At 68.5% G+C, this 23,602-nt stretch carries 27 protein-coding genes; 17 read left to right on the plus strand and 10 right to left on the minus strand.

Features of this window, described 5'->3' with window-relative positions; genetic code table 11:
* The first annotated feature begins 7 nt into the window (after window positions 1-7).
* The 4 genes from M9902_RS09465 to M9902_RS09480 are packed head-to-tail and all read left to right on the plus strand — an operon-like array spanning window position 8 to window position 1,999.
* Window positions 8-400, plus strand: coding sequence for an MAPEG family protein (locus tag M9902_RS09465; protein WP_297172638.1), 393 nt, complete (start codon window positions 8-10; stop codon window positions 398-400).
* A gap of 56 nt (window positions 401-456) precedes the next feature.
* Entirely contained in the window at window positions 457-942 is a 486-nt protein-coding gene (locus M9902_RS09470; RefSeq protein WP_297172641.1) for a PH domain-containing protein, read from the plus strand.
* A 35-nt stretch (window positions 943-977) separates the two neighbouring features.
* Window positions 978-1,481: a L,D-transpeptidase family protein gene (locus M9902_RS09475; RefSeq protein WP_297222520.1), complete on the plus strand. Its 504-nt coding sequence runs from the start codon at window positions 978-980 to the stop codon at window positions 1,479-1,481.
* On the plus strand, window positions 1,478-1,999 hold the full coding sequence (locus tag M9902_RS09480) for an O-acetyl-ADP-ribose deacetylase (RefSeq protein WP_297172647.1): 522 nt from the start codon (window positions 1,478-1,480) through the stop codon (window positions 1,997-1,999). Before M9902_RS09475 ends, M9902_RS09480 begins: the two co-directional genes overlap by 4 nt.
* A 77-nt stretch (window positions 2,000-2,076) precedes the next feature.
* Here the strand turns inward: M9902_RS09480 and murA are convergent, their stop codons facing one another.
* The gene (gene murA, locus M9902_RS09485) at window positions 2,077-3,333 is read right to left on the minus strand and encodes a UDP-N-acetylglucosamine 1-carboxyvinyltransferase (protein WP_297172651.1); all 1,257 of its coding nucleotides are present in this window, start codon (window positions 3,331-3,333) and stop codon (window positions 2,077-2,079) included.
* A complete protein-coding gene (locus M9902_RS09490; protein ID WP_297172654.1) occupies window positions 3,333-3,566 on the minus strand; it encodes a BolA/IbaG family iron-sulfur metabolism protein in 234 nt (77 codons plus the stop codon). Before M9902_RS09490 ends, murA begins: the two co-directional genes overlap by 1 nt.
* Before the next feature lie 55 nt (window positions 3,567-3,621).
* Between M9902_RS09490 and M9902_RS09495 the strand changes: the two genes are divergently transcribed.
* From M9902_RS09495 to rapZ, 9 genes are read left to right on the plus strand one after another with little or no spacing between them, the layout of a single operon-like run.
* Complete coding sequence (locus M9902_RS09495; protein WP_297172657.1) at window positions 3,622-4,620, plus strand: KpsF/GutQ family sugar-phosphate isomerase; 999 nt, start codon at window positions 3,622-3,624, stop codon at window positions 4,618-4,620.
* Window positions 4,620-5,165, plus strand: coding sequence for an HAD hydrolase family protein (locus M9902_RS09500; protein ID WP_297222523.1), 546 nt, complete (start codon window positions 4,620-4,622; stop codon window positions 5,163-5,165). The genes M9902_RS09495 and M9902_RS09500 overlap by 1 nt, the downstream gene beginning before the upstream one ends.
* Complete coding sequence (gene lptC, locus M9902_RS09505; RefSeq protein WP_297222525.1) at window positions 5,152-5,754, plus strand: LPS export ABC transporter periplasmic protein LptC; 603 nt, start codon at window positions 5,152-5,154, stop codon at window positions 5,752-5,754. The genes M9902_RS09500 and lptC overlap by 14 nt, the downstream gene beginning before the upstream one ends.
* A complete protein-coding gene (gene lptA / locus M9902_RS09510) occupies window positions 5,738-6,256 on the plus strand; it encodes a lipopolysaccharide transport periplasmic protein LptA (protein ID WP_297222527.1) in 519 nt (172 codons plus the stop codon). Before lptC ends, lptA begins: the two co-directional genes overlap by 17 nt.
* Window positions 6,256-6,975, plus strand: a complete 720-nt coding sequence (gene lptB / locus M9902_RS09515; protein WP_297222529.1) for an LPS export ABC transporter ATP-binding protein — start codon at window positions 6,256-6,258, stop codon at window positions 6,973-6,975. The genes lptA and lptB overlap by 1 nt, the downstream gene beginning before the upstream one ends.
* A 46-nt stretch (window positions 6,976-7,021) precedes the next feature.
* Window positions 7,022-8,503, plus strand: coding sequence for an RNA polymerase factor sigma-54 (locus M9902_RS09520; protein ID WP_297222531.1), 1,482 nt, complete (start codon window positions 7,022-7,024; stop codon window positions 8,501-8,503).
* Window positions 8,503-8,829 carry a ribosome-associated translation inhibitor RaiA gene (raiA, locus tag M9902_RS09525; RefSeq protein ID WP_297172675.1) on the plus strand — a complete coding sequence of 109 codons (327 nt, stop codon included), beginning with the start codon at window positions 8,503-8,505 and terminating at the stop codon, window positions 8,827-8,829. Before M9902_RS09520 ends, raiA begins: the two co-directional genes overlap by 1 nt.
* 33 nt (window positions 8,830-8,862) lie before the next feature.
* On the plus strand, window positions 8,863-9,819 hold the full coding sequence (hprK, locus tag M9902_RS09530; RefSeq protein WP_297172678.1) for an HPr(Ser) kinase/phosphatase: 957 nt from the start codon (window positions 8,863-8,865) through the stop codon (window positions 9,817-9,819).
* Complete coding sequence (gene rapZ, locus M9902_RS09535) at window positions 9,816-10,685, plus strand: RNase adapter RapZ (protein ID WP_297222534.1); 870 nt, start codon at window positions 9,816-9,818, stop codon at window positions 10,683-10,685. Before hprK ends, rapZ begins: the two co-directional genes overlap by 4 nt.
* 375 nt (window positions 10,686-11,060) lie before the next feature.
* On the opposite strand, the gene pepQ is transcribed toward rapZ, so the two are convergent.
* The 8 genes from pepQ to rph all read right to left on the minus strand — a co-directional run bounded on the left by pepQ (window position 11,061) and on the right by rph (window position 20,528).
* A complete protein-coding gene (gene pepQ / locus M9902_RS09540) occupies window positions 11,061-12,383 on the minus strand; it encodes a Xaa-Pro dipeptidase (RefSeq protein ID WP_297222536.1) in 1,323 nt (440 codons plus the stop codon).
* A 56-nt stretch (window positions 12,384-12,439) separates the two neighbouring features.
* The gene (locus M9902_RS09545; protein WP_297222538.1) at window positions 12,440-12,781 is read right to left on the minus strand and encodes a PilZ domain-containing protein; all 342 of its coding nucleotides are present in this window, start codon (window positions 12,779-12,781) and stop codon (window positions 12,440-12,442) included.
* A complete protein-coding gene (locus tag M9902_RS09550; protein ID WP_297222540.1) occupies window positions 12,778-15,057 on the minus strand; it encodes a DUF1631 family protein in 2,280 nt (759 codons plus the stop codon). Before M9902_RS09550 ends, M9902_RS09545 begins: the two co-directional genes overlap by 4 nt.
* A gap of 126 nt (window positions 15,058-15,183) precedes the next feature.
* Window positions 15,184-15,534, minus strand: a complete 351-nt coding sequence (locus tag M9902_RS09555; protein ID WP_297171549.1) for a PilZ domain-containing protein — start codon at window positions 15,532-15,534, stop codon at window positions 15,184-15,186.
* Window positions 15,524-17,758, minus strand: coding sequence for a DUF1631 family protein (locus M9902_RS09560; protein WP_297222542.1), 2,235 nt, complete (start codon window positions 17,756-17,758; stop codon window positions 15,524-15,526). Before M9902_RS09560 ends, M9902_RS09555 begins: the two co-directional genes overlap by 11 nt.
* A 130-nt stretch (window positions 17,759-17,888) precedes the next feature.
* Window positions 17,889-19,049: a radical SAM family heme chaperone HemW gene (gene hemW, locus M9902_RS09565; protein WP_297222544.1), complete on the minus strand. Its 1,161-nt coding sequence runs from the start codon at window positions 19,047-19,049 to the stop codon at window positions 17,889-17,891.
* A 50-nt stretch (window positions 19,050-19,099) separates the two neighbouring features.
* Complete coding sequence (gene rdgB / locus M9902_RS09570; RefSeq protein ID WP_297222546.1) at window positions 19,100-19,702, minus strand: RdgB/HAM1 family non-canonical purine NTP pyrophosphatase; 603 nt, start codon at window positions 19,700-19,702, stop codon at window positions 19,100-19,102.
* Between the two features lie 85 nt (window positions 19,703-19,787).
* On the minus strand, window positions 19,788-20,528 hold the full coding sequence (rph, locus tag M9902_RS09575) for a ribonuclease PH (RefSeq protein WP_297222548.1): 741 nt from the start codon (window positions 20,526-20,528) through the stop codon (window positions 19,788-19,790).
* An 80-nt stretch (window positions 20,529-20,608) separates the two neighbouring features.
* Between rph and M9902_RS09580 the strand changes: the two genes are divergently transcribed.
* The 4 genes from M9902_RS09580 to M9902_RS09595 all read left to right on the plus strand — a co-directional run.
* Window positions 20,609-21,454, plus strand: a complete 846-nt coding sequence (locus M9902_RS09580; RefSeq protein ID WP_297222567.1) for a YicC/YloC family endoribonuclease — start codon at window positions 20,609-20,611, stop codon at window positions 21,452-21,454.
* A 183-nt stretch (window positions 21,455-21,637) separates the two neighbouring features.
* On the plus strand, window positions 21,638-22,255 hold the full coding sequence (gene gmk, locus M9902_RS09585; RefSeq protein WP_297222550.1) for a guanylate kinase: 618 nt from the start codon (window positions 21,638-21,640) through the stop codon (window positions 22,253-22,255).
* Window positions 22,256-22,538: 283 nt separating this feature from the next.
* Window positions 22,539-22,790, plus strand: coding sequence for a DUF4156 domain-containing protein (locus tag M9902_RS09590; protein WP_297222552.1), 252 nt, complete (start codon window positions 22,539-22,541; stop codon window positions 22,788-22,790).
* A gap of 111 nt (window positions 22,791-22,901) precedes the next feature.
* A partial coding sequence (locus M9902_RS09595) for a 3-oxoacyl-ACP synthase III (protein WP_297222554.1) occupies window positions 22,902-23,602 on the plus strand: 701 nt, incomplete at its 3' end.

Consider the following 23,602-nt stretch of genomic DNA (forward strand, 5'->3'; position numbering starts at 1 on the left):
CCAAGCCATGGTGATTGCCTACTGGTGCATCCTGATCGCCGCCGCCCTGCCCTACCTGTGGGCGGTCATCGCCAAGATGGCGGTACCGGGCTACAACAACAAGGACCCGCGCGGCTGGATCGCCAGGCAGGACAGCTATCGGGTGCGCAATGCCTACAGCGCGCATCTGAACGCCTTCGAAGCGTTCCCCGCCTTCGCCGCCGCCGTGCTGATGGCGCAGTTCACCCAGGTCGATCCGCAGCGGGTCGCCTGGCTGGCGCTGGCCTTCGTCGCCTTCCGGATCCTGCACGGCGTGTTCTACGTCACCGTCCAGCAGGCGCTGCGCAGCCTGTGCTGGTTCGGCGGTTTCGCCTGCGTGATCGCGCTGATGGCCTCGGCCGCGCTGCGCGTCGGCGGCTGAGGCAGAATCTCCTCGCAGAACCATCCCATCGTCCCGCCCCTGCCCAGGATCGTCCCGTGAGCTACGTCGAATCCGTCATCGTCCCCGGCGAAAAGATCATCGCGCGGGCCCGCACCCACTGGTTCATCTACCTGCCCTCGCTGTTCTGGCTGGTGCTGGGCGGCGTGCTGTCGCTGCTGCTGCCGCTGCCGTTTGCGGTGCTGGGCTACGTGGTACTGGCGGGCGCCCTCTTCCTCGTGCTGAAGGCCTGGATCTACGTCCACTCCACCGAGCTGGCCGTCACCAGCAGCCGGGTGATCGCCAAGTTCGGCTTCATCAGCCGTGAAACCGTGGAGCTCCAGCACAGCAAGGTCGAAAGCCTGCAGGTGAATCAGACCATCCTTGGCCGCCTGTTCGACTACGGCAGCGTGGTGATCACCGGCTCGGGCGGCACCCACGCGCCGATTCCCTACATCGCCAATCCGCTGAACTTCCGCAGCGCTGCACTGACCGGAATGGAAGCAGTGGTCCAGGAAGGCGCGGCGGCGCACGATTCCGATTGAGCGGCATCCACGCCGTTCCCGCCGGAGCGCCTGCGATGCTCCAGAAGTTCCTGCTCTGCGTCCTGCTGGCGTGGTTGCTGCCCGCAGGCGCCACTTCGCCACAGGCGGTCAGGGTGGGCCTGGTGCGGGTGGACAAGGCCGCGCGCACCCTGAGCCTGATCGGAAATGGCGTGGTGCTGCACCGGTTTTCGATTCGTCTCGGCGGCGCGCCGATCGGGCACAAGCAGCGCGAGGGCGACCGTCGTACCCCGGAAGGCCGCTACCTGCTGGATTTCCGCAAGGCCGACAGCGCGTTCTATCGCGCCATCCATGTGTCCTATCCGAACCGCCAGGATCGCGCCAACGCACGCCGACTCGGGGTGCCCCCGGGTGGCGCGATCATGATCCACGGCCAACCCAATGGACTGCGCTTGGAGGCGGATTCAACCACGACCATCCCGTATGACTGGACCGACGGCTGCATCGCGTTGTCGAACGCGGACATGACGACGCTGTGGAACCTGGTGCGGGTGCCCACGCCGATCGAGATCGTGCCATGAGCCCGGGTCAGACCATGCCGCAGATCGAAGCACTCCTGGGCGACATCACCACCCTCGCCGTCGATGCCATCGTCAATGCCGCCAACCCGTCCCTGCTCGGCGGTGGCGGCGTCGACGGCGCGATCCACCGCGCCGCCGGCCCGGGGCTGCTGGAGGAATGCCGGCAATTGGGCGGCTGCGCCACCGGCCAGGCCAAGCTGACCGCAGGCCATGGCTTGCCGGCGCGGCATGTGATCCATACCGTCGGCCCGTATTGGCGTGGCGGGCAAGCAGGTGAGCCGGAACTGCTGGCCGCCTGTTATGCCAATGCACTGGCGCTGGCCGAGGCGCACGGGTTGCATTCGATCGCGTTTCCTGCGATCAGCACCGGCGTCTACGGCTATCCCAAAGGGGCGGCCACCCGGGTCGCGGTGACCACGGTGCGCGGCTTTCCTGCACAGTCCCTGCAGCGGGTGGTGTTCTGCTGTTTCAGCGGCACGGACCTGACGCTGTATCGCGAGTGCCTCGCCCGTATCTGAGCCGCCACGCTTCCTTGGGCAAGTCCGTCATCCTCGCGCAAGCGGTGATGACCCAAGGACGGCAACTCCCCGCCGCCTCAATCCACCCGTCGAATATCCGCACCCAGCGCGCCGAGCTTGGCTTCGATGTTCTCGTAGCCACGGTCGAGATGGTAGACGCGGTCGATCAGGGTCTCACCTTCTGCCGCCAACCCGGCGAGGACCAGGCAGGCCGAAGCGCGCAGGTCGGTGGCCATCACCGGCGCGCCTTGCAGACGCTCGATCCCGCGCACGACCGCGGTATGCCCGTCGACGCGGATGTCGGCGCCGAGGCGCAGCAGTTCATTGACGTGCATGAAGCGGTTTTCGAAGATCGTTTCATTGATCACGCCGACGCCGTCGGCCACGCAGTCCAGGGCCATGAACTGCGCCTGCATGTCGGTCGGGAACGCCGGGTGCGGCGCAGTCGTGATGTTGACCGACTTGGCGCGCTGGCCGTGCATGTCGAGGGTGATGTGGTCTTTCTCGACCGTGATCTCGGCACCGGCTTCGCGCAATTTGCCCAGCACCGCATCCAGCGTATGCGGACGCGCGCCGGTGGTGGTGACGCGGCCACCGGTCATCGCCGCGGCGACCAGGAAGGTGCCGGTCTCGATGCGATCGGCAATCACCCGGTGGGTGCAGCCGGACAAGCGCTCCACGCCTTCGACCACGATCCGCGGGGTGCCGGCGCCGGTGATCTTCGCGCCCATCGCGTTGAGGCAATCGGCTAGGTCGCTGATTTCCGGCTCCATCGCCGCGTTTTCGAGGATGGTCCGGCCTTCGGCCAAGGCCGCCGCCATCAGCACGTTCTCGGTGGCACCGACGCTGACCAGCTCGAACACATGGCGTGCGCCCTGCAGCCGGCCGGCACAACGCGCGCGGATGAAACCGTGGTCGACCGTAATCTCCGCACCCAGCGCCTGCAAGCCCTTCAGGTGCAGGTCGACCGGCCGCGAGCCAATCGCGCAGCCGCCCGGCAGCGAGACTTCGGCATCGCCGTATTTCGCAAGCAATGGCCCCAGCACCAGCACCGAGGCGCGCATGGTCTTGACCAACTCGTAAGGCGCGACGTGACTGTCCAGCCGGGCCGCGTCCACCGTCATCGTGCTGCCCTTGGGTTCGACCCGCGCGCCCAATCCTTGCAGCAGGCGCGCCGTGGTCAGCACGTCCTGCAGCTGCGGCACGTTTTCGATCCGGCACGGCCCGTCGGCCAGCAAGGTCGCGCACAAAATCGGCAGCACCGCGTTCTTGGCGCCGGAAATCGGCACTTCCCCGTGCAGGCGGCGGCCACCCCGAATCAGGATCTTTTGCATCAGGCGGCCGCCTCCGCGGGAGTCAGGGCCTTGATCTGCAGGGCGTGGATTTCCCCGCCCATGCGCTCGCCCAAGGTCGCATAGACCAGCCGGTGGCGGGCCAGCGGCAGCTTGCCGGCAAACGCCTCGCACACGACGGTGGCCTCGAAATGCACCCCGTCATCGCTGTGCACCTGCGCGCGTGCGCCCGGCAGGCCGGCTTCGATCAGCTGGCTAATGGCATCGGCATTCATGGGGCGTCGAGCAGGCTCGGTTAAACTGGACCGTCAAGTTTAGCGGAAATGCCCCATGGCCCTCGCCGCACCCGCCCATTCGGACGACTTCGATTTCGCCGCCAGCGGCCGCCGCGTCTTCGCCACCGAGCGCGAGGCGCTGGCTGCGGTGTGCGCGCGGATCGACGCCCACTTCAACGCCGCCTGCCGGATGATCCTCACCTCGCCGGGCCGGGTGGTGTGCACCGGGATGGGCAAGTCCGGGCACGTGGCGCGCAAGATCGCCGCCACTCTCGCCTCGACCGGAACACCGGCTTTTTACGTCCATCCCGGCGAAGCCGCGCACGGCGACCTGGGGATGGTGACCGACGCCGACGTGGTGCTGGCGCTGTCCTATTCGGGCGAAAGTGACGAGATCCTGCTGCTGCTGCCGGCGCTGCGCCGGCAGGGCAACCGGGTGATCGCGATGACCGGCAATGCCGCTTCGGCGCTGGCGCAGGAGGCCGATGTCCACCTCGACGTCGGGGTGCCGGTGGAGGCCTGCCCGCTGAAGCTGGCGCCGACCTCCAGCACCACCGCCTCGCTGGCGATGGGCGATGCGCTGGCGGTCGCGCTGCTGGAAGCGCGCGGCTTCACCCGCGACGACTTCGCCCGCTCGCATCCGGCCGGCGCGCTCGGGCGCCGGCTGCTGCTGCACATCACCGACGTGATGCACGTCGGCGCCGAGGTGCCGCGCGTCCGCCCCGACGCCAGCATCAGCCAGGCGCTGGTGGAGATGAGCAGCAAGCGGCTGGGCATGACCGCGGTGGTCGATGCCGACGGCAAGCTGCTCGGCCTCTACACCGACGGCGACCTGCGCCGCAGCCTCGACGACGACCACGTCGATCTGCGCCATACCCGCATCGATGCGGTGATGACCGTCGCCCCCAAGACCATCGACGCCGAGGCGCTGGCGGTGGAGGCGGCGCAATTGATGGAAGCGCACAAGATCAACGCCCTGCTGGTGACCGACCGCGACGGCCGGGTGGTCGGCGCGCTCAATATCCACGATCTGCTGCGCGCGCGGGTGGTGTGATGGACGCCGCCCACTACCCGGCCGGGATCATCGAGCGCGCTGCTCGCATCCGCCTGCTCGCCTTCGACGTCGATGGCACCCTGACCGACGGCGGCCTGTCTTTCGACAGCGACGGCCGCGAGTCCAAGCGCTTCCACGTGCAGGACGGCATGGGCATCGTGCTGCTGCGCCACGCCGGGATCGAAGTAGCTCTGGTCAGCGCACGCCCCAGTGACGTCACCGCCCTGCGTGCGAAAGCGTTGGGGATCGAACGCGTCCACGTCGGCGAGCGCAGCAAGCTGGTCTGCGTGCAGCGCATGGCCTCGGAAATCGGCATCACACTGGCGCAGATCGCGTTCATGGGCGACGACCTGCCCGACCTCGCCGCGCTGCGCGGCGTCGGGCTGGCGCTGGCGCCGGCCGATGCCCATCCGTGGGCGCGCCAGGCCGCGCACTGGATCGCGCCGCGCCCGGCGGGATACGGCGCCGCGCGCGACGCCTGCGACCTGCTGCTGCACGCCCAGGGCAAACTCGAGGCCATCCTCGAGCGCGGTGAGCATCCATGAATCCGCCCGCGCGTTCGCGCCGGCAGGCCCGCGCATGAGCTGGCGCGCCACCCTGACCCTGCTGTTGCTGGCGGCGGCGATCGCCAGCGGCTGGTCGGTCTGGCGCAACTCGCGCCCGGTCGATGAAGGCGTACTGCGCTCGCGGCCCGACTACCTGCTGCGCGATTACGAAATCACCTCGCTGGACAAGCACGGGAAGGAGCAGTTCACCCTGCGCGGGCCGATCCTGCAGCGCGATCCAGCCGACCTGGCCATGCACCTGGCCACGCCGCAGTTCCTGGTCCCCGATCCCGAGGGGCACTATTGGGAAGTGCGCGCCGATGAAGGCCTGGTGCCAGCCGGCGGCGACAGCCTCGAGGTGCGCGGCCGCGTCAGCGCCCAGAGCCCCGCCGACAAGCCCCCCGTCACGCGGATCGAATCCGACCAGCTGACCCTGGACCTGGAGCACAACCGCGCCACCTCCGCCGGCAAGGTCACCATCACCCGCCCCGGCCTTACAATGCAGGGCACGGGCCTGCTGGCGGATTTCGAGCGCCGCCAGATCTCCCTTCTGTCCCAGGTGCACAACCGCTATGACCCGAAGCCCTGACCTTCCGGCCCGCCTGCTGCTCGTCCTGCTCGCTGCGACCTGCGGACTCGCCGGCGCACGCAGCTCGGATCGCAGCCAGCCGATGGACATCGAGGCCGGCCGCAGCGACTGCGGGCTGGGCGCCAATGCCACCTGCACCCTGAGCGGCAACGTGATCATCACCCAGGGCAGCCTGCGGGTGGTTTCTGCCCGCGCGGTCATCTCGCAGAACAACGGCACCCCCAGCCGCGCCCAGCTCAGTGGCGGCGTCACCCTGCAGCAGGACATGGACGACGGCGACCGGATCCAGGCGGTCGCGGCCAACGTCGATTACGACATGCAAAGCGAGGTCATGGTCCTCACCGGCAATGTGACGATCAACCAGCAGCGCGGCAGCCTCAACGGCCAGCGGGTGGTCTACAACCTGAAGACCGGGCAGATCGAAAGCGGCGGCGACGGCGGCGGGCGGGTGCGCATGCGCATCCTGCCCAAGCCCGCGCCGGCCGGCGGGGGATCGCCCTGATGCTGGTGGCGCAAGGCCTGCGCAAACGCTACGGCAAGCGCGATGTCGTCCACGCGTTCGACCTGAGCCTCGGTCCCGGCGAGGTGGTCGGCCTGCTCGGGCCCAACGGCGCCGGCAAGACCACCTGCTTCTACATGATCGTCGGCCTGATCGAGGCCGATGCCGGGCGGATCGTGCTGGATGACGTCGATATCACCGACCGCCCGATGTATGCCCGCGCCCGCCTCGGCCTGGGTTATCTGCCGCAGGAAGCCTCGGTGTTCCGCAAGCTCAGCGTGTCCGACAACCTGCGGCTGGTGCTGGAGCTGCGCCCGGACCTGGACGACGCCGGCCGCGAACACGAGCTCAATGTCCTGCTCGACGAACTGCAGATCGGCCACGTCGCCGAGCAGTCCGGCGCCAGCCTGTCCGGCGGTGAGCGCCGCCGGGTCGAAATCGCCCGCGCGCTGGCGGGCAAGCCGCGCATGATCCTGCTGGATGAGCCCTTCGCCGGCGTCGATCCCATCTCGGTCAACGAAATCCAGCGCATCGTCCGCCACCTGCGCGAAAAAGGCATCGGCGTGCTGATCACCGACCACAACGTCCGCGAAACCCTGGGCATCTGCGATCGCGCCTATATCCTGGCCGATGGCGCGGTGCTGGCGCAGGGCGCGCCGGCCGACCTGCTCGACAATCCGGACGTACGGCGGGTCTATCTCGGCGAGGGTTTCCGGCTGTAGCCGCGACGAGGCGGCAAGACAACGCCTTCGCGGCTATGCTTGGGGCGTGAAGCCTCGCCTGTCACCTTCGGTCCAACAGCAGCTCGTCCTGACGCCGCAGTTGCGTCTGGCGATCCGGCTGTTGCAGCTGTCCAGCGTCGAGCTGGAAGCGGAAATCAGCGAAGCCGTTGCCAGCAACCCGCTGCTAGACTGGACCGAAGCGCCGGGCGAGGACGGCCCGGATGCAGGCGACCTGCCCGAAGCCGTTCAAACCGCTCCGGAACCGATCCCGGAGAGTGCGCTGGACCCCGGGCCGGAGCCGGAGTTCGATCCCTGGCAGGAGTACGGATCGCGCGCTGCCAGCGCCGAGCGCAGCGACGACCTCGGCCAGCCGGCGACCGAGGACAGCCTGCGCGACCACCTGCTGCTGCAGCTGCATCTTGGCCACTTCAGCCCGCTGGAAACCCGCATCGGGGTCGCCCTGATCGAATCGATCGACGACGACGGCTACCTGCGCGACGACCTCGATACCCTGGCCGCCAGCCTGCGTCCGGAGCTCGACGTCCGCCCGGAACAGATGCTGCCGGTCCTGCACCGGATCCAGTGCTTCGACCCGGTCGGCGCCGGCGCCCGCAGCGTGACCGAATGCCTGCAAGCGCAGCTGCGCGCCCTGGCGGACGCCACGCCCGGCCGCGACCTGGCCCTGCTGATCGTCACCGGCCTGCTCGACCGCCTGCCGCGGCTGGGCCTGGCCGAACTCGCCTCCCAACTGGATTGCAGCCAGGAAGACGCCAAGGTGGCCGTTGCCTTGGTACAAAGCCTGGATCCGCGCCCCGGCTCGCGTTTCGGTGCGCTGCCCGAGGGCGCCTACGTCCGCCCGGACTGCGTCATCTGGCGCCATCAGGGCCTGTGGACCGTGGCGCTGGCCCCGGACGCCCAGCCCAGGATCGGGCTGCAGCAGGATTATCAGCGCCTGCTCGGACGCACCTCTGGCGCCGATGCCGAGTACCTGCGCGGGCATCTGCAGGAGGCCCGCTGGCTGCTCAAGGCGCTGGAATCACGTTCCGATACCCTGCTGCGGGTGGTGCGCTGTCTGGTCCGCGAACAGGCCGGCTTCCTCGAATTCGGCCCGCAGGCGCTGCACCCGCTGACCCTGCGCGAGGTCGCCGCCGAGCTCGAACTGCACGAATCCACCGTCTCGCGCGCGGTGGCCGGGAAATTCGCCCACACCCCGCGCGGCACCTTGCCGCTGCGCGCATTCTTTGCGTCCGGGATCGAGACCGGGGCCGGCGGCAGCACCTCCAGCACGGCCATTCAGGACATGATCCGCAAACTGGTGGCCAACGAGAATCCGCTCAGGCCCTTGTCCGATGCCAAGCTTGCCGATACGTTGAAGAAGGAGGGAGTGCCGGTGGCCAGGCGCACCATCGCGAAATATCGCGAAGCCTTGCAGATTCCGGCCTCCCATGAACGCGTGCGCGTCGCCTCGGCGCTCGCGCCCGCACCGCGGCCACCCGGCTCGCGGCCCACTGCCGAAGGAGGTCCATGATGCAGATCGAAATCTATGGCCAGCAGATCGAGGTGACGCCCGCCCTGCGCAGTTATGTCGAAACCCGCTTCGAGCGCCTTGAGCGCCGGGTCGACAAGGATTGCGAAATCCGCGTCCAGCTCGCCCTCGAAAAACCCTCGCACAAGGCCATCGCCACGGTGAACCTGGCCGGCCGCACCCTGCACGGCGACGCCATCGGGCCAGACATGTACGCGGCGATCGACCTGCTGGTCGACAAGGTCGATCGCCTGCTGGTCAAGCACAAGGAAAAACAGACCGAACAGCGGCGCGGCGAAGGCCTGTCCCGCAGCGGCGGGGTCGGCTGAGGCCATGCCCGTGACCCCGCGACCGGTGCGCGCATGAGCACGGCGCGCATCACCGCCGAGGAGCTGTTCACCAGCCAGCAGGAGCGGCTGGCGCTGCGCTGGCTGGCGGGGCAGCGTGGCGCCGCCGACCATGTCCTCGAAGCGGTCGATACGGTCGCTCGGCGGCCCTCGCTGGCCGGCTACCTCAACGCCATCTACCCCAACAAGGTCCAGATCCTCGGCTCCGAGGAACTCGAATGGCTGGACAGCCTCGACGCCCGCCTGCGCTGGGAGACCATCCAGAAGCTGATCGCGTTCCGCCCGCTGGCGCTGGTGATCACCCGCAACCAGACCTGCCCCGAGGATCTGCGGCTGGCGGCCGAGGAATCCGACACTCCGCTGTGGGTGTCGCCGCGCCGCGGCCACGAGCTGCTCAACCACATCCAGTACCTGCTGGCGCGGACGCTGGCGCCGCGGATCACCCTGCACGGCGTGTTCATGGAGATCTACTCGATCGGCGTGCTGATCACCGGCGAATCCGGATCCGGCAAAAGCGAGCTGGCGCTGGAACTGATCACCCGCGGCCACCGGCTGGTGGCCGACGACGCGCCGGAATTCACCCAGATCGCGCCCGACGTGCTCGACGGCACCTGCCCCGAGCTGCTGCAGGACATGCTGGAACTGCGCGGGCTGGGCGTGCTCAACATCCGCCAGATGTTCGGTGACACCGCGGTCAAGCGGAACAAGTATCTGCGCATGATCGTCCACCTCAGCAAGCCCACGCCCGGCAGCAGCGAAAGCGGCTTCGAGCGCCTCACCGGCGACCTCGGCATGCGCCGGGTGCTGGATCTGGACGTGCCGATGATCACGGTGCCGGTGATGGCCGGGCGCAACCTCGCGGTGCTGACCGAGGCGGCGACGCGCATGCACATCCTGCGCAGCAAGGGCATCGACCCGGCCGCGGCCTTCCTCGCCCGCCACAGCCACTTCCTCGAACGCGCCACGCCGTGAACGCACGCCCACTGCCCGACCTGGTCATCGTCAGCGGCATGTCCGGCTCGGGCAAATCCGGCGTGCTGCACGCGCTGGAAGACCTCGGCTACTACTGCGTCGACAACCTGCCGGCGCAGCTGTTGCCCGAGTTCGTCCGCCGCATGCGCGACAACGACGCGGCGCCGACCCGGATCGCGGTCGGCATCGACGCGCGCAACTTCGGCGATCTGTCCGACGTGCCGATTGCCCTGTCCGAAGTCGGCGCGCTGGGCGCCAACCCGCGGCTGCTGTTCCTCGAGGCCCGCGACGAGGTGCTGCTGCGCCGCTACGCCGATACCCGCCGCCGGCACCCGCTCAGCCACCTCGGGCTGGCGCTGGCCGACGCCATTTCACTGGACCGGCAGGCGCTGCGGCCGCTGCGTCAGATCGCCGACGTGCTGATCGACACCAGCGAAATGAACGTCCACCAGATGCGTCGCAGCGTGCTCACCGAGTTCGGCCTGGTCGGCGCCGGGCTGTCGCTGCTGTTCCAGTCCTTCGCCTACCGCCACGGCGTCCCCGGCGACGCCGACTTCGTGTTCGATACCCGGGTCCTGCCGAACCCGCACTGGGACGCGCGGCTGCGCCCGCTGTCCGGGCGTGACGACGACGTGCGCGCCTACCTCGACGCCCAACCCGAGGTGGACCTCTACGTCACCCAGGTCCAGGCCTTCCTCGACGGCTGGCTGCCCAAGCTGCGCTCGGAGACCCGCAGCTACGTGACGACCTGCTTCGGCTGCACCGGCGGCCGCCATCGCTCGGTCTATCTGGCCGAACGGCTGGCCCGGCACTGTCGCGCAACCGGCTGGGAGGAGGTTGCGGTGCACCACCGCGAGTTGGAATGAACGCGGGCGCTGGCCGTTGCAGGCGATGACCTTGTAGGCGCGCTCCGCGCGCGGCGGAAATGTCGCACCACTTGCGACTTCGCTGGACCTCCCTTGCGCTGCTCCCCGCCAGTTCGACGGATTCCGCAGGCCTTTTGGGCAAATGTCCCCCGGCATCCGCCTGCGGCAGATGCCTCCTCCTTTACTTTGCCCAAAAGGCCTGCGGAATCCGTCGAACCGGCGCGTGATTTTGAGGCCACGCACTGCGAGTAGCCAACAGGTCGCGGGTTGCCCGCTGGGGTTCGAGCAGGCCATGGATGGCCTGCGCCCGCGAATCGAAGCTGGAGCGGAGTCCTGAGCGGCGAACCCCAGCGGGCAACCCGCGACCTGTGGCCCTCAAGCTTCGGCAAACGCCTCGCGGGTGAGATTGATCGGCGCACCGTCGGTGCAGACCACGTCGTCCTCGATCCGGATCCCGCCGCAGGGCTTGAAGGCATCGACACGGTTCCAGTCCACCGCATCGGCATTGCCGGCGGCCTTGAGTTCATCCAGCAGCATGTCGATGAAATAGATGCCAGGTTCGATGGTGACCGTCATCCCCGGCTGCAGCGTGCGGGTCAGGCGCAGGAAGGGGTGACCATCGGGCTTGGCGATCGTGCCGCCTTCGGCCGAGGCGGCAAAGCCGGCCACGTCGTGCACCTGCAGGCCGATGCCGTGGCCCAGCCCGTGCGGGAAGAACGCGCGCGAGACGCCGCGCGCCACCGCTTCTTCGGCACCCACGCGCAGCACGCCGGCCTCGTGCAGCACCCCGGCCAGCGCCAGATGCGCGTCCAGATGCAGCTGGCGATAGTCGAGCCCGGGGCGCACCCGCGCCGCCAGCGCCTGCTGGGCCGCGTCCACGGCGGTGATCAGCGCGGCGAAATCGTCCTCGTGTGCCGAATAGGTGCGGGTGACGTCGGCCGCGTAGCCGCCGTGGTCGGCGCCGGCATCGATCAGGAAGCTGTGCAGCGGCTTCGGCGGCAGCCGATCCTGGGTCATGTAGTGCAGGATCGCGGCGTGCTGGTTGAGCGCGATGATGTTGCCGTAGGGCAGGTCATTGGCGTCCTGGCCGGTGGCCTGGCAGTAGGCCAGATGGATGCCGAACTCGCTGGAGCCGGCGCGGAACGCGCGTTCGGCGGCGCGGTGGCCGCGCGCGGCGGTGCGGTTGGCGGCCGCCATCATCGCGATTTCGTAGGGCGTCTTGAACGCGCGCTGGTATTCGAGATACGCGACCGCCGCTGGCGGGTTGTCGGGCGTGAACTCGCCCAGCGCGCTTTGCGGTTCACCCAGGATCGCGCAGCGCGACGCATCGGGTGGAAGCTGCGCCAGCGCGTCTTCGGGAGTGCGGATGATGGTGATGTCGAACTGCTCGGCCCAATAACCGTCAGGTTCACGCGGCACCGTGTGCCAGTAGTCGTGCGGCTGCAGGAAGATGAGCCTGGGCCGCTGGCCGGGGGTGATGCCCAGCCAGCTGCCCGGCGCGTTGGTCAACGGCAGCCAGGCCTTGAACTGGGGATTGACCGCGTAGGGGTAGTCAAGATCGTCGAATGCCCGCAGGTGCAGCGTGCCACTGGGGATCACCAGATGGTCGCGCTGGCAGCGTCGCAGCGCTTCGGCGGCGCGCTGCTGGAGCACCTGGAGGTGGTCGGCGTAATGCGTGGCGATGGTCTGGGTGCGCATCGAAGGTGCCTTGCGAAAGCGGGGAGCTTCATTTTGCCGCAGGTGGGCGTGACCGGTCAGCCGTCGCCCGCACCGATCCACTGCTGCAGGCACGCGATGTCCTGCTCCGAGATGGCGATGAAGTGAGTGCCCACCCAATACATCCCCGGCGTTTCCGCCGGTTGCTGCCAGACCTGATTCACGCCGACTTCGCAATCAACCTCGTGCGTCCCTCCCTTCGGGCAGGCGAAGCGAAGCTGGTACAGCGCATTGTCGTTGGTGGGCGTGCGGGTGATCAGGAGCATGCCGGTTGCGGAGATGTTGCTGATACGCCCCATCGGCTTGTCGGTCATCATGTCGATGACTTGGACATTGATATCGAGGGTGCGCCGCGGCGTCCGGCGGGCTTCTTCGTTCATGCGGGATCTCCTGCGGTTGCCGGGCGCCCGGAGAAGTTGCGCAGGGCGGACAACGTGGCGTCCCATGCGCGGTCGATCAGGCGCGGGCGGGTCATGTCGACGACGCGCACCTGCCCCTTGACCATCAGCCTGGCCAGGCTGTCCAGCGACTGCTCGCCCAAGCGCTGCCCGCGCTGGTTCACGAACAGCGCGTTGTCGGTGACGGAGCTGAACCACGCCAGACGACGGCGTGCGGTGTCGCCCTGCTGGTTGATGGTGAACTCCAGCCAGGTCCCGAACGGCAGTCGCAGCAGGTAGCGGTGGCGCGCTTCTTCTGCGTCGGTGCGCGGCACGTGCTCGGGCGTGGCCTCACGCGGCACTTCCTGCGCGAGGCGGGTGTGTGCGACGGGGCTGGCTTCGGGATGCGCATCGGCGGACGATGGTTCTTCGGTGGCCTCGATGTTGCCGGTCAGGCGTTGGGCAACGGCCGCCGCATCGTCCGCGTGGTAGCCGATCTGCGACAGTGAAGCCTGTACCGTATCGGCCAGCGCGGCATCGGGGGCGGAGGCGTCCCGTGACTGGAGCCGGGTGACGATGTGCCGAGTTGTCGCAAGTTGCCCGGTCCACTCCGGCGAGGCTTCGCCATGCCGCAAGAGAGTCAGTGTCAGGGCGTCCAGCCAGACCTGCTGGAACAACGTGGCGGCATCGTGCGGCAGCGGCGTGTTCCCGACGGCAGCGGTAATCGTGGCAAGCGCAAGCTGCCTGGCGACCTCGAGTTTTTCTTTGCCGCGCGCCGCATCGACCTGACGGCGCTCGGCCAGTTTGGCCTTGCGTTCCGAGTTGCGGGCGCGTGCCTGGTACGTCGTGTTGGCCTTGCTGAAGGCGTCCGCGTCGCGCTGGTGGGTCTCGACCACCTGCCTGACGGCCTCGATCAGCGCGGCGATGACGTCAGGATCCACGTCGTCTTCATCCAGCCAGCGGGCACCCGCTTCGGCGGCGGCGTTGATCAGCTGCCGGCCGGGATGGTCAGGACGCTCGAGAAACGCGCGATCGCGCAGTGCCAGCTTGATCGTGGGCACCTGCAACTGCTTGAGCAGCGTTGCGGCGGTGCTGCTGGGCCGGATTTCGCCCTCGATGTTTCCATACAGCAGATCGAGCAGTTCGAAGGTGTCGCTGTCCTCGCTGGCCAGATCGGTCGATTGCCCGTGCTGATGGCGAAGATGGGCAAGGGTGTCCTGCTGGATCTGCGCGATGTTCATGGACAGCGGGCGGGCGTCATCCGCGGCAAACGCCGGCAGCGCGCCAAGTAGTTGTTCACGGGTCACGGTGACCAGCGCAGCGGGTGGCACTGGAGTGCCCGCGGCATGCTGCGACTCGCGCCGATTGGCCAGCAGCTGGCGCAGCGTGTCGAAGGTGAGGTCAATGGCGCTGTCGATGGTGTCTGCGGCGGCGGCGTCGGCATGGAGCGCTGACCCAGGCAGTTCGACAGGGCTGTCGGGAAAAGCGGAACCGGAACCGGAACCGGGGCTGGCGCCGAAGCCGGAACCGGGGTGCGGGCTTGGACGGTTCTCCCGCTGCGCAGGCGCGTCAGCGGACTGTTCCGCTGCCTGCTTGCTGGGCACGGGCCGCCTGTCATTCGCCGCCTGCGGACTGCCTTGAGGTTTCATGCGCAGCCAGGATTGGCGGAGATTGCGCAAGACGCCATGCTCTTCCATCGTGGTGTTGATCAGGTCGACCAGATGCGCATGCTGCGCCATGAGTTTGCGGTCGAAGCTGCGGTAGAGATGCTGCCGGGTCTCGGCCGACAGGGGCATCCGGCCGGCGACCTCACGCAGCACCGAGCACAGGGCGTGCGGGCCGTAGGGCACCTGTTCCGCGTCCAGTGCCGGCGATGCAATCAAGACGGCGAAGCGCTGGCCGAGCTGACGCAGGCCGGTGTTCGCGTGCTTGCTGCCGCGGGTGGCGATGTCGTTGAGCAGGACGGTCTCATCCATGGCGATGTTGCCGACCAGGGACAAGGCTTGGTCGCCGGGCCACGCCGAAGCCCCGGTGGTGCCGGAGGGCGCGGGCGCTTTGCCGAGGCTGTCCGCGAGGGTGGCGAGAAAATCCGTCACGAACCTGGCGCTGCATCCGCGCACATCGCGCAGCGCCATCAGGTATTCCGATTGCAGGCTGGTGGTCGGGGCCTGGTCGGCCAGCTTGAACAGCGCGTCTTCCAGGTCCGCAATGACCGCTTGCAGCAGGGGCGTCAGCGCGGTGGCCGCGGTCCGGGTGACGTGGTCCACGATCTGGGCCACGCGTCGTGGCGAGGTGGCGGATTTGAATGTCGGGGTGATAGCGGGACCGATTGAAGACATTACGGGCTCCATCCGGAATGTTTGTTGGCCGTCAGGCGTCGGCCTGTCGTCATCGGGGGCAGGCCGTCATCCAGGCGGCCTGGTGGGTGCTTCGGACCACTGTCGAAGCAGGAGGGCAGTTTCCGGGGCCAGGCCGATGAAGCGCATGCCCACGTAATGCTGCCCCGGAGCGCCGGCAGGGGCCTGCCAGAGCACGTGGGCGCCGACCTCGACCGTCGGCAATGGGCGGCCGTCGTCATTCAGGCAGAAACGGAATTGGAACAGCGCGTCATCGGGCAGCGGGGCGCTGGCGATCAGGAGCAGGCCGCCGGCGGACACGTCACCGAGGATTCCCACCGTCTCCTCGGCGATGGTGTCGAAGACCTCGACGCGCCCGACCACCGCGCGGCGCGGATGGCGGCGCTGTTCAATGCCCATCGTCGTCGTTCTTGCCGGCGCCGGACGCCAGTGGCATCAGGCTGTCGAGGGTGGCTTCCCATGCCGATCTTGCCGGTGTGGCGTCCGCGCCCAGCAGCTGGGCATTGCCGGCCGCAAGCTTGCGCGCCAGTCCGACCAGGGTTTCTTCCTCCGCGCGCAGGCCGCGACGGTTGACCAGCAGGGCCAGCCCCGAAGCTTCGCCCTTCCACGCCAGGCGGCGGCGCAGCGGATGCTCGGGATCGACGTTGAATTCGATCCAGGTGGGAACGGGGGTGTTGCGCAGCTGTTCGTAGGCTTCCAGTTCGTCCGGGTGCTGGAGCTCGCGGGGATCCGTACCGGAGCACAGCGCGTCTTCGCCGAGGCGGGCGCGCGCGCCGAGCTTGTCCAGCAGCTGGTGACGCTCGGCGGCGGGCACGGTGCGCACATCGTTGAGCGCGCTGGCGATCGCAGCCGCATCTTCCCGGTGGTAGCCCACCTGTTCCAGCGCGTCGTGGATGCGTTCGAGACTGGCTTCCGGGAGCGTGCCGACGACATCCTCCGGCGCGGCGGCAACGATGTGTTGCGTGGTCTCCACCAGCTGCCGCCAGGCGTCGCTGTCATCGCCGCTGCGCAGGTAGGCCAGCGACAGCACGTCGACCCAGACGTGATGGACGAACACGTCGTGGAACTGCGGCAGCGTTTGCCCATCCAGCAGCCGGGTGATTTCCTCGCCGGCGCGCATCCGCGCGATCGCGAGCCGCTCGCGCCCGCGGGCGGCTTCCACCTGCCGGCGTTCGGCCATCTCGGCCTTGCGCATCAGGGTTTGCAGGCCCGATTGCAGCGTGCGGTTGGCCTCGGCAAAGGCTTCCGGACCGCCGTTGCCGTCGCGCTGCACCGAATTGACGGCGCGTTGCAGCAGCCCCAGCCACTGCGGGTCGAGGTCGTCTTCACCCAACCAGCGCGCGCCGGCGAGCGAGACCGCGTCGATCAGCTCACGCGCCGGATGATCGTGGCGGGTGAAGAAATCACTGTCGCGCAGGGCGGACAGCACCATCGGCAGGAACAGTTTGTCGATCAGCGAATGGCCCGGGCTGGAGCGCCGCAGGGCGCGCTGGAGCTGGGCCAGGAACAGCGCCAGCAGGTCGAAGCTGTCTTCATCGGTTTCCGACAGCGCCATCCCGTGGCCGTGCTGCTGGCGGGCCTGGGCCAGCAGGATTTGGCGGTATTCCTGCACGCTTTCAGCGCGGGTGTTGTTGGCGCGCAGCCGCTGCAGCGCTTCCAGCAGCTCGTCGTGGGCGAGCGTTGGCGGCGTTTTCGCGCGCTCGCCGCCGCTGCCGCCGGCCGCCGCCGGGCGCAGCTTGGCGAGCACCGCGCGGCGGCGTTGCAGCAGCGACTGCAAGGTGGCGAAGCTGGCATCGATCGGTGCCCGCTGCGCCGCACGGATCCGCACGCTGGCCAGGGCTTCGGGCGTTTGCGGGCTGCCCGTGCCGGCGGAGTCCGGGTCAAAGCCGGCGTCCGCACCGTCGCCGGCGTACGACCCTGGCGCCCGCCGCACCGGCACGAAGCTCAGGTGCGGGAGGATGCCCAGCCGCGCCAGGCTGGCGTTGCAGGCGTCCAACAACGCCGGATAGGCATCGACCAGCGCCCGTTCGAACTGCTGGAACAATTGCAGTCGGGCCGGACGCGACAGCTCCAGCACGTCGGAAGCCTTGGCCAGGCCTGCGCACAGCACGTTCGGGCCCAGCGGCAGGGTTTCCGCTTCATACGCCGGCGCGCGCGTCAACACGCCGAAACGCTGGCCCAGCAGCTGCAGCGCCAGGCTGTTGCGCGCGCTGAGCCGGCTGGCGATGTTGTCGAGCAAGGTGCCGTCGTTGTCCAATTCATCGTCGACCACCAGGCTCAGCGTCTGCGGCAGTGGATCGGCGGCAACGGTCAAGGCCGGCGTGGTGTTGCTGTCGGGGGACTTGAAGCTTTCCTCCACGTGCAGAAGGAAGCGCCGGATGAACAACGGGCTGCCGCTGCCGAGGTTGCGCAGCGAGTCGATGCGGATGGTTTCCAAAGCGGGATTGCCGACCGGCAAGGGTTCGGTCAGGGCCAGCTCGGTGGCTTCGACCATCCGCGGCAACCGGTGCTCGAATTCCGCGCGGACGTCGGCCAGCACGCGATCGAGCACGCGGCGCGCGCGCGGCGACACGCTGGCCGGATGCATCCCGCCTTCCCTGGTCCCGGATGTTGCTTCGGCCATCAACGCCCCCCTGGCGCCCCGCCCATCAGCGGCATGTTAGCGCGAAACGGGCGGCCATCAAGCGCATTGGCGGCCACCGTGCAATCGGCTCCGGCGATTGATCGCGGCGATGCCGGCTGCCGGGACTGGCTCAGTCCAGGAACAGCGCGATCGCATCATTGGCAAAACGCAGGCCCAGCGGCGTTGGCCGCAGCCAGTCCGGATCATCGTCCAGCCAGCCGTTGGCGCGGGCGCGATCCAGCTGCCCGGCGATCGCCTGCCGCGACAGGCCGGTGCGGGCTTCGAACGTGGTCATCGGCACCCCGTCGTTCAGGCGCAGGGCATTGAGCATGAAGTCGAACGGCAGTCGCTTCGGATCGAGGGTTTCCTCGCCTTCGATGGCGTCAGCGGTCCCGGCGGCCGCCATGTAGGCATTGGGCAGCTTGGTCTTCCAGCGCCGCAGCACGCGGTTTTCGGCCGGCAGGGTGAGCTTGCCGTGAGCGCCGGCGCCGATGCCCAGGTAGTCGCCGAAGGTCCAGTAGTTGAGGTTGTGCGCGCAGCGGTGGCCTGCGCGCGCCCAGGCGCTGACCTCGTACTGCGCGAAACCGGCCTGCGCCAGCCGGGCCAGGCAGGCTTCCTGCATGTCCCAGGCGCTGTCGATGTCGGGAATGCCCTTGGGCGGGCGGGCGCCGAAGGCGGTGCCGGCTTCGAGGGTGAGCTGGTAGTGGCTGAGGTGGGTCGGGTGCAGGGCGAGGGCCTGCTCGACGTCGGCCACGGCGCCCGCCAGCGTCTGCTGCGGCAGCGCGTACATGAGGTCGAGGTTGATGTTGTCGTAGCCGGCATCCTGCGCCGCCTTGACCGCACGCTCGGCGTCGCCGCTGGAATGGATGCGCCCCAACCGCTGCAGGCTGGCGTCATCGAAACTCTGCACGCCGATGCTCAGTCGGTTGACCCCGGCCTTGCGGTAGCCCGGAAAGGGTCCGTGTTCCAGCGTGCCGGGATTGGCTTCGAGGGTGATCTCCGCGTTGGGCGCAAACCGCAGCCGTGCGCTGGCCTGCTGCAGGAAGCGGTCGATCGCCTCCGGCGGAAACAGCGAGGGCGTGCCGCCGCCGAAGAACACGCTGTGCACGATGCGGCCCCAGACCAGCGGCAAGTCGAATTCGAGATCGGCGATCAGCGCGTCGACATAGGCCGTGAACGGCAGTGCGCCGCGTTGCTGGTGCGAATTGAAATCGCAGTACGGGCATTTGCGCGCGCACCAGGGAATGTGGACATAGAGCGCGAGTGGAGGCGTCGTGAGCATCGATGGCATTGTAGGGAGGCCGAGTGCCGCAGGTGGGTGATCACTCGGAAGCGAATCACTCAGAAGTGCTCGGCTCCGGGGTTGCCCAGGTGCCTGCGCAACTGTGCCAGCGCCAGCCCGCGGTGACTGTCGCGGCGCTTGATCGCGGCCGCCAGCTCCGCCGCGCTGCAGCCATGCGCGGGTGAGAAGAACACCGGGTCGTAGCCGAAGCCGCCGGCGCCGGTGCGCTGGTGCAGGATGCGGCCCTCCCAAACGCCTTGGGCGATCAGCGGCAGCGGGTCGTCGGGCCTGCGCAGCAGCGCCAGCACGCAGACGAAGCGTGCCGTGCGTGCAGCGTCGGGCACCGCGTCCAGTTCGCGCAGCAGGCGATCGATGTTGGCCGCGCTGTCGCCGTGGCCGCCGGCGTAGCGCGCCGAATGCAGGCCGGGCGCGCCGCCCAGCGCGTCCACGCACAGCCCGGAATCGTCGGCCAGCGCCGGCAGCCCGCTGGCGCGGGCGGCGTGGCGGGCCTTGATCAGGGCGTTTTCGACAAAGCTCAGCCCGGTTTCCTCGGCATCGGCAATCCCGAATTCGGACTGCGCGTGCAGGGTGAACCCGTCGCCCAGCAGCTCGCGCAATTCGACCAGTTTCCCTTGATTGGAAGAGGCGAGGACCAGCTGCATGAAGCGCCCATGTCATGTCGATTGCAGGAGCGTCGCGGGGACGCGATGGCGCTTGGCGACCCCCCGGTCGCGCCCTGTGGTGCGCCTACAGGGCCAGCGCGGCCTGCTGCGCGGCGAACAACCGGGCACAGCCTTGCTCGGCCAGCACCAGCAGGGCATCGAGTTCGTCGCGGCGGAACGCGTGGCCTTCGGCGGTGCCCTGCAATTCGATGAAGCCGCCGCCGTCGTTCATCACCACGTTCATGTCGGTGTCGCAGGCGCTGTCCTCGGCATAATCGAGATCGAGCACCGGCACGCCGGCGTAGATGCCGACCGAAATCGCCGCGACCGCGCCGATGACCGGCGAGCGGCGCTGCGGTTTCGGACGGATGGCACCGGAAGCGATCAGGCCGTCGATCGCATCCACCAGCGCCACATAGGCGCCGGTGATCGCCGCGGTGCGGGTGCCGCCGTCGGCCTGGAGCACGTCGCAGTCGAGAGTGATGGTGCGCTCGCCGAGCAGCTTGCGGTCGATGCAGGCGCGCAGCGAGCGCCCGATCAGGCGCTGGATTTCGAGCGTGCGCCCGCCCTGCTTGCCGCGCGCGGCCTCGCGGTCGCTGCGTGTATGGGTGGCGCGCGGCAGCATCCCGTATTCGGCCGTGACCCAGCCTTCCTCCTTGCCGCGCAGGAAAGCGGGGACCTTGTTGTCGACGCTGGCGGTGCACAGTACCCGGGTGTCGCCGAAGCTCACCAGCACCGAACCTTCGGCATGTCGGGTGTAGCCGCGGACGATCTCCACGGTGCGCAGCTCGCCGGGCTGGCGGCCGCTGGGACGAAGCGATGTCATCGCTGCAACCGGAAAACGACGGGGCACTAGACTACCATTCACGATTCCCGCAACCTGACCCACCCATGTCGATTCGCAGCATGACCGCCAGTGCCACCGCCGAGCGCGCAACCGCGTGGGGCGCGCTCGGCTGCGAGCTGCGCGCGGTCAACCATCGATTTCTGGAACTGGGCGTGCGCCTGCCGGAAGAATTGCGCGGCTGCGAGGCGGCGCTGCGCGAGCGGGTGGCCGCGCGGGTGTCGCGCGGCAAGCTCGACCTCGTCCTGCGCCTGCGCGCGCCGGCCGGCACCGGCCTGGGGCTGGATGAGGCGGTGGTGGCGCGGCTGGGCGAACTGGCGCGCACGCTGGATGCGCATTTCCCGCAGCTGCACGTCGAGTTCACCGAGCTGTTGCAGTATCCGGGGGTCTTGCAGGTGGCCGGCGTCGATGTCGAGGCGCTGCAGGCCGAGGCGCTGGCAGTGCTGGAGGCGACCTTGGCCGCCTTCGTCGCGGCCCGAGAACGTGAGGGTGAAGCGCTGGCGGCGGCGATCCGCGAACGCGCCCGGCGCATCGCGACGATCGTGACCGATGTGCGCGGCCTGATCCCGGCGATCCGCGCCGGCCAGCGGCAGAAGCTGGAGGCCCGCCTGGCCGAACTGGGAACGGCGGTCGATCCCGGGCGGCTGGAGCAGGAACTGGTGCTGTGGCTGCAAAAACTCGACGTCGATGAAGAACTCGACCGTCTGACCAGCCATCTGGACGAACTCCAGCGCGTGCTCACGCAGCCCGGCCCGGTCGGCCGCCGGCTGGATTTCCTGCTGCAGGAATTCAACCGCGAGGCCAACACCCTGGGCAGCAAGTCGGTTGACGCCCGCACCAGCACTGCCGCAGTGGAGTTGAAAGTGCTGATCGATCAGATCCGCGAGCAGATACAGAACATCGAGTGATTGGAAAGAACCGTGATTGGTGATTCGTGATTCGTGATTGGATAGAGCAACAGCCCCGCAATGGCAGGTTTACGGCAGATAGAGTTCCCCGCCTTTGCCAATCACGAATCACCAATCACGAATCACCAATCACGAATCACGAATCACCAATCACCAATCACCAATCACCAATCACCAATCACCATGCAAGGCACCCTCTACATCATCGCGGCGCCCTCCGGTGCAGGAAAATCCAGCATCGTGCGGGCGCTGCTGGCTCGGGATGCCGGGCTTTCCCTGTCGGTGTCGTACACCTCGCGGGCGGCGCGGCCGGGCGAGGTGGATGGGCGGGATTACCACTTCATCAGCGCGGACGAATTCGAGGCGATGGTGGCGGCCGGGGATTTCTTCGAATACGCCCGCGTCCACGGCGACTGGAAGGGCACCGGCCGGCAGGCGGTCGAGCCGCTGCTGGCGGCCGGGCGCGACGTGCTGCTGGAGATCGACTGGCAGGGCGCGCGGCTGGTGCGGCAGAAAGTGCCGGAGGCGGTGGGCATCTTCATCCTGCCGCCGACCCGTGCCGCGCTGGAAGAGCGCATGCGCAAACGCGCCCAAGATTCCGAGGACGTCATCCGGCGCCGACTGGCCGGTGCGCGTGAAGAGATGCGCCATTACGACGAGTTCGACTACGTCGTCATCAATGACGTGTTCGAAACCGCGGTCAGCGAGATCTGCTGCATCCTCACCGCCAGCCGCCTGCGCCGGGCGGTCCAGGCCGCGCATCATGCCGCGCTGGTGGCGGCGCTGCTGGGCGAAGGCTGAACGCTGCCGGCCGGCCGGCAGCGGGCGGGGCCGGGCTTGCCTGGTGGCACCTGCGGCAGGCCGTCACGCAGGCGCCAAGCCACCCCGCGTTCATCCAGCCGGATTCAAAACCGGCCACACTCCCGGCGTGGGCGCGGCTTGCGGTCGCCCATGCGAGGCGACGTGTGCGCCCGAGCGGTGCCGGCCGGCCCGGTCGGGCGAGTGAATTTTCGGACACCGAGGCATGCGAATGCGACGTTTCCTGCTGGCGTGCGGATGCCTGATCCTTTCGGGCTGCGCTTTCGTGACCTTGCGCCCGAGCGCGGCACGGGTGCAGGTGCTGGCCAGCGCGCCGTCCGGCTGTGAAAACCGCGGCGAGGTGGTGGTGACCATGACCCACCGGGTCGGCTTCTACGAGCGCGACGCGCTGCGGCTGCGCGACGAACTGGAGATCCTGGCGCGCAACCAGGCCGTCGAGCTGGGCGCCAATCGGATCAGTCCGATACAGGCGCCAGACCACGGCCGTCAGCGCTGGGCGATGTGGCGCTGCCCCTGAAGGCGAACGGGGCCCGCCGAACCGAAATTTCCATACGCCTGCGCATGGGGCGCGAATCGCGCTATCCTGCACGGTCCGGGGCGCCGTTTGCGCCAGTCTCGAGTCAAGATCATGCTGTTTCAACGCGTTGCCATTGCCGGTCTGGCCCATATCGATGCGCCCCGACGCCTGACGTCCGAGGAAATCAATGCGCGGCTGAAGCCGACGCTGGACCGGCTGGGCATCCGCACCGACGTGCTCGGCGACATCGCCGGCATCCACGCGCGCCGCCTGTGGGATGACAACGTGCAGGCCTCCGATGCCGCCACCCTGGCCGGCGTCAAGGCCCTGGCCGACGCCGGCATTGATCCGGACAAGATCGGCCTGCTGGTCAATACGTCGGTCAGCCGCGACTATCTGGAGCCGTCCACCGCCTCGATCGTCAGCGGCAACCTCGGCCTGCCCGAGACCTGCCAGAACTTCGACATCGCCAACGCCTGTCTGGCTTTCATCAACGGCATGGACATCGCCGGCCGGATGATCGAGCGCGGCGAGATCGAGTATGCGCTGGTGGTCGATGGTGAAACCGCCAACAAGGCTTACGAGAAAACCCTCGAGCGGATGACCCGCGCCGACGTCACCGAGGCCGACTTTCGCAATGAACTGGCCACCCTGACCCTGGGTTCCGGAGCCGCCGGAATGGTGCTGGCGCGTGCCGAACTGGCGCCCGGCGCGCCGCGCTACAAGGGTGGCGTCACCCGCGCCGCCACCCAGTGGAACAAGCTGTGCCGCGGCAACCTCGACGGCATGATCACCGACACCCGCACCCTGCT

This window comes from Thermomonas sp. (assembly GCF_023953935.1).
Taxonomy (GTDB): domain Bacteria; phylum Pseudomonadota; class Gammaproteobacteria; order Xanthomonadales; family Xanthomonadaceae; genus Thermomonas.

Excerpts from the sequence above, each read along its gene's own strand:
- M9902_RS09465 (WP_297172638.1), top strand. The coding sequence starts at position 8 with ATGGTGATTGCCTACTGGTGCATCCTGATCGCCGCCGCCCTGCCCTAC.
- M9902_RS09475 (WP_297222520.1), top strand. The coding sequence starts at position 978 with ATGCTCCAGAAGTTCCTGCTCTGCGTCCTGCTGGCGTGGTTGCTGCCC.
- M9902_RS09480 (WP_297172647.1), top strand. The coding sequence starts at position 1,478 with ATGAGCCCGGGTCAGACCATGCCGCAGATCGAAGCACTCCTGGGCGAC.
- murA (WP_297172651.1), bottom strand. The coding sequence starts at position 3,333 with ATGCAAAAGATCCTGATTCGGGGTGGCCGCCGCCTGCACGGGGAAGTG.
- M9902_RS09490 (WP_297172654.1), bottom strand. The coding sequence starts at position 3,566 with ATGAATGCCGATGCCATTAGCCAGCTGATCGAAGCCGGCCTGCCGGGC.
- M9902_RS09495 (WP_297172657.1), top strand. The coding sequence starts at position 3,622 with ATGGCCCTCGCCGCACCCGCCCATTCGGACGACTTCGATTTCGCCGCC.
- M9902_RS09500 (WP_297222523.1), top strand. The coding sequence starts at position 4,620 with ATGGACGCCGCCCACTACCCGGCCGGGATCATCGAGCGCGCTGCTCGC.
- lptA (WP_297222527.1), top strand. The coding sequence starts at position 5,738 with ATGACCCGAAGCCCTGACCTTCCGGCCCGCCTGCTGCTCGTCCTGCTC.
- lptB (WP_297222529.1), top strand. The coding sequence starts at position 6,256 with ATGCTGGTGGCGCAAGGCCTGCGCAAACGCTACGGCAAGCGCGATGTC.
- raiA (WP_297172675.1), top strand. The coding sequence starts at position 8,503 with ATGCAGATCGAAATCTATGGCCAGCAGATCGAGGTGACGCCCGCCCTG.
- hprK (WP_297172678.1), top strand. The coding sequence starts at position 8,863 with ATGAGCACGGCGCGCATCACCGCCGAGGAGCTGTTCACCAGCCAGCAG.
- pepQ (WP_297222536.1), bottom strand. The coding sequence starts at position 12,383 with ATGCGCACCCAGACCATCGCCACGCATTACGCCGACCACCTCCAGGTG.
- M9902_RS09545 (WP_297222538.1), bottom strand. The coding sequence starts at position 12,781 with ATGAACGAAGAAGCCCGCCGGACGCCGCGGCGCACCCTCGATATCAAT.
- M9902_RS09555 (WP_297171549.1), bottom strand. The coding sequence starts at position 15,534 with ATGGGCATTGAACAGCGCCGCCATCCGCGCCGCGCGGTGGTCGGGCGC.
- M9902_RS09560 (WP_297222542.1), bottom strand. The coding sequence starts at position 17,758 with ATGGCCGAAGCAACATCCGGGACCAGGGAAGGCGGGATGCATCCGGCC.
- hemW (WP_297222544.1), bottom strand. The coding sequence starts at position 19,049 with ATGCCATCGATGCTCACGACGCCTCCACTCGCGCTCTATGTCCACATT.
- rdgB (WP_297222546.1), bottom strand. The coding sequence starts at position 19,702 with ATGCAGCTGGTCCTCGCCTCTTCCAATCAAGGGAAACTGGTCGAATTG.
- rph (WP_297222548.1), bottom strand. The coding sequence starts at position 20,528 with ATGACATCGCTTCGTCCCAGCGGCCGCCAGCCCGGCGAGCTGCGCACC.
- M9902_RS09580 (WP_297222567.1), top strand. The coding sequence starts at position 20,609 with ATGACCGCCAGTGCCACCGCCGAGCGCGCAACCGCGTGGGGCGCGCTC.
- gmk (WP_297222550.1), top strand. The coding sequence starts at position 21,638 with ATGCAAGGCACCCTCTACATCATCGCGGCGCCCTCCGGTGCAGGAAAA.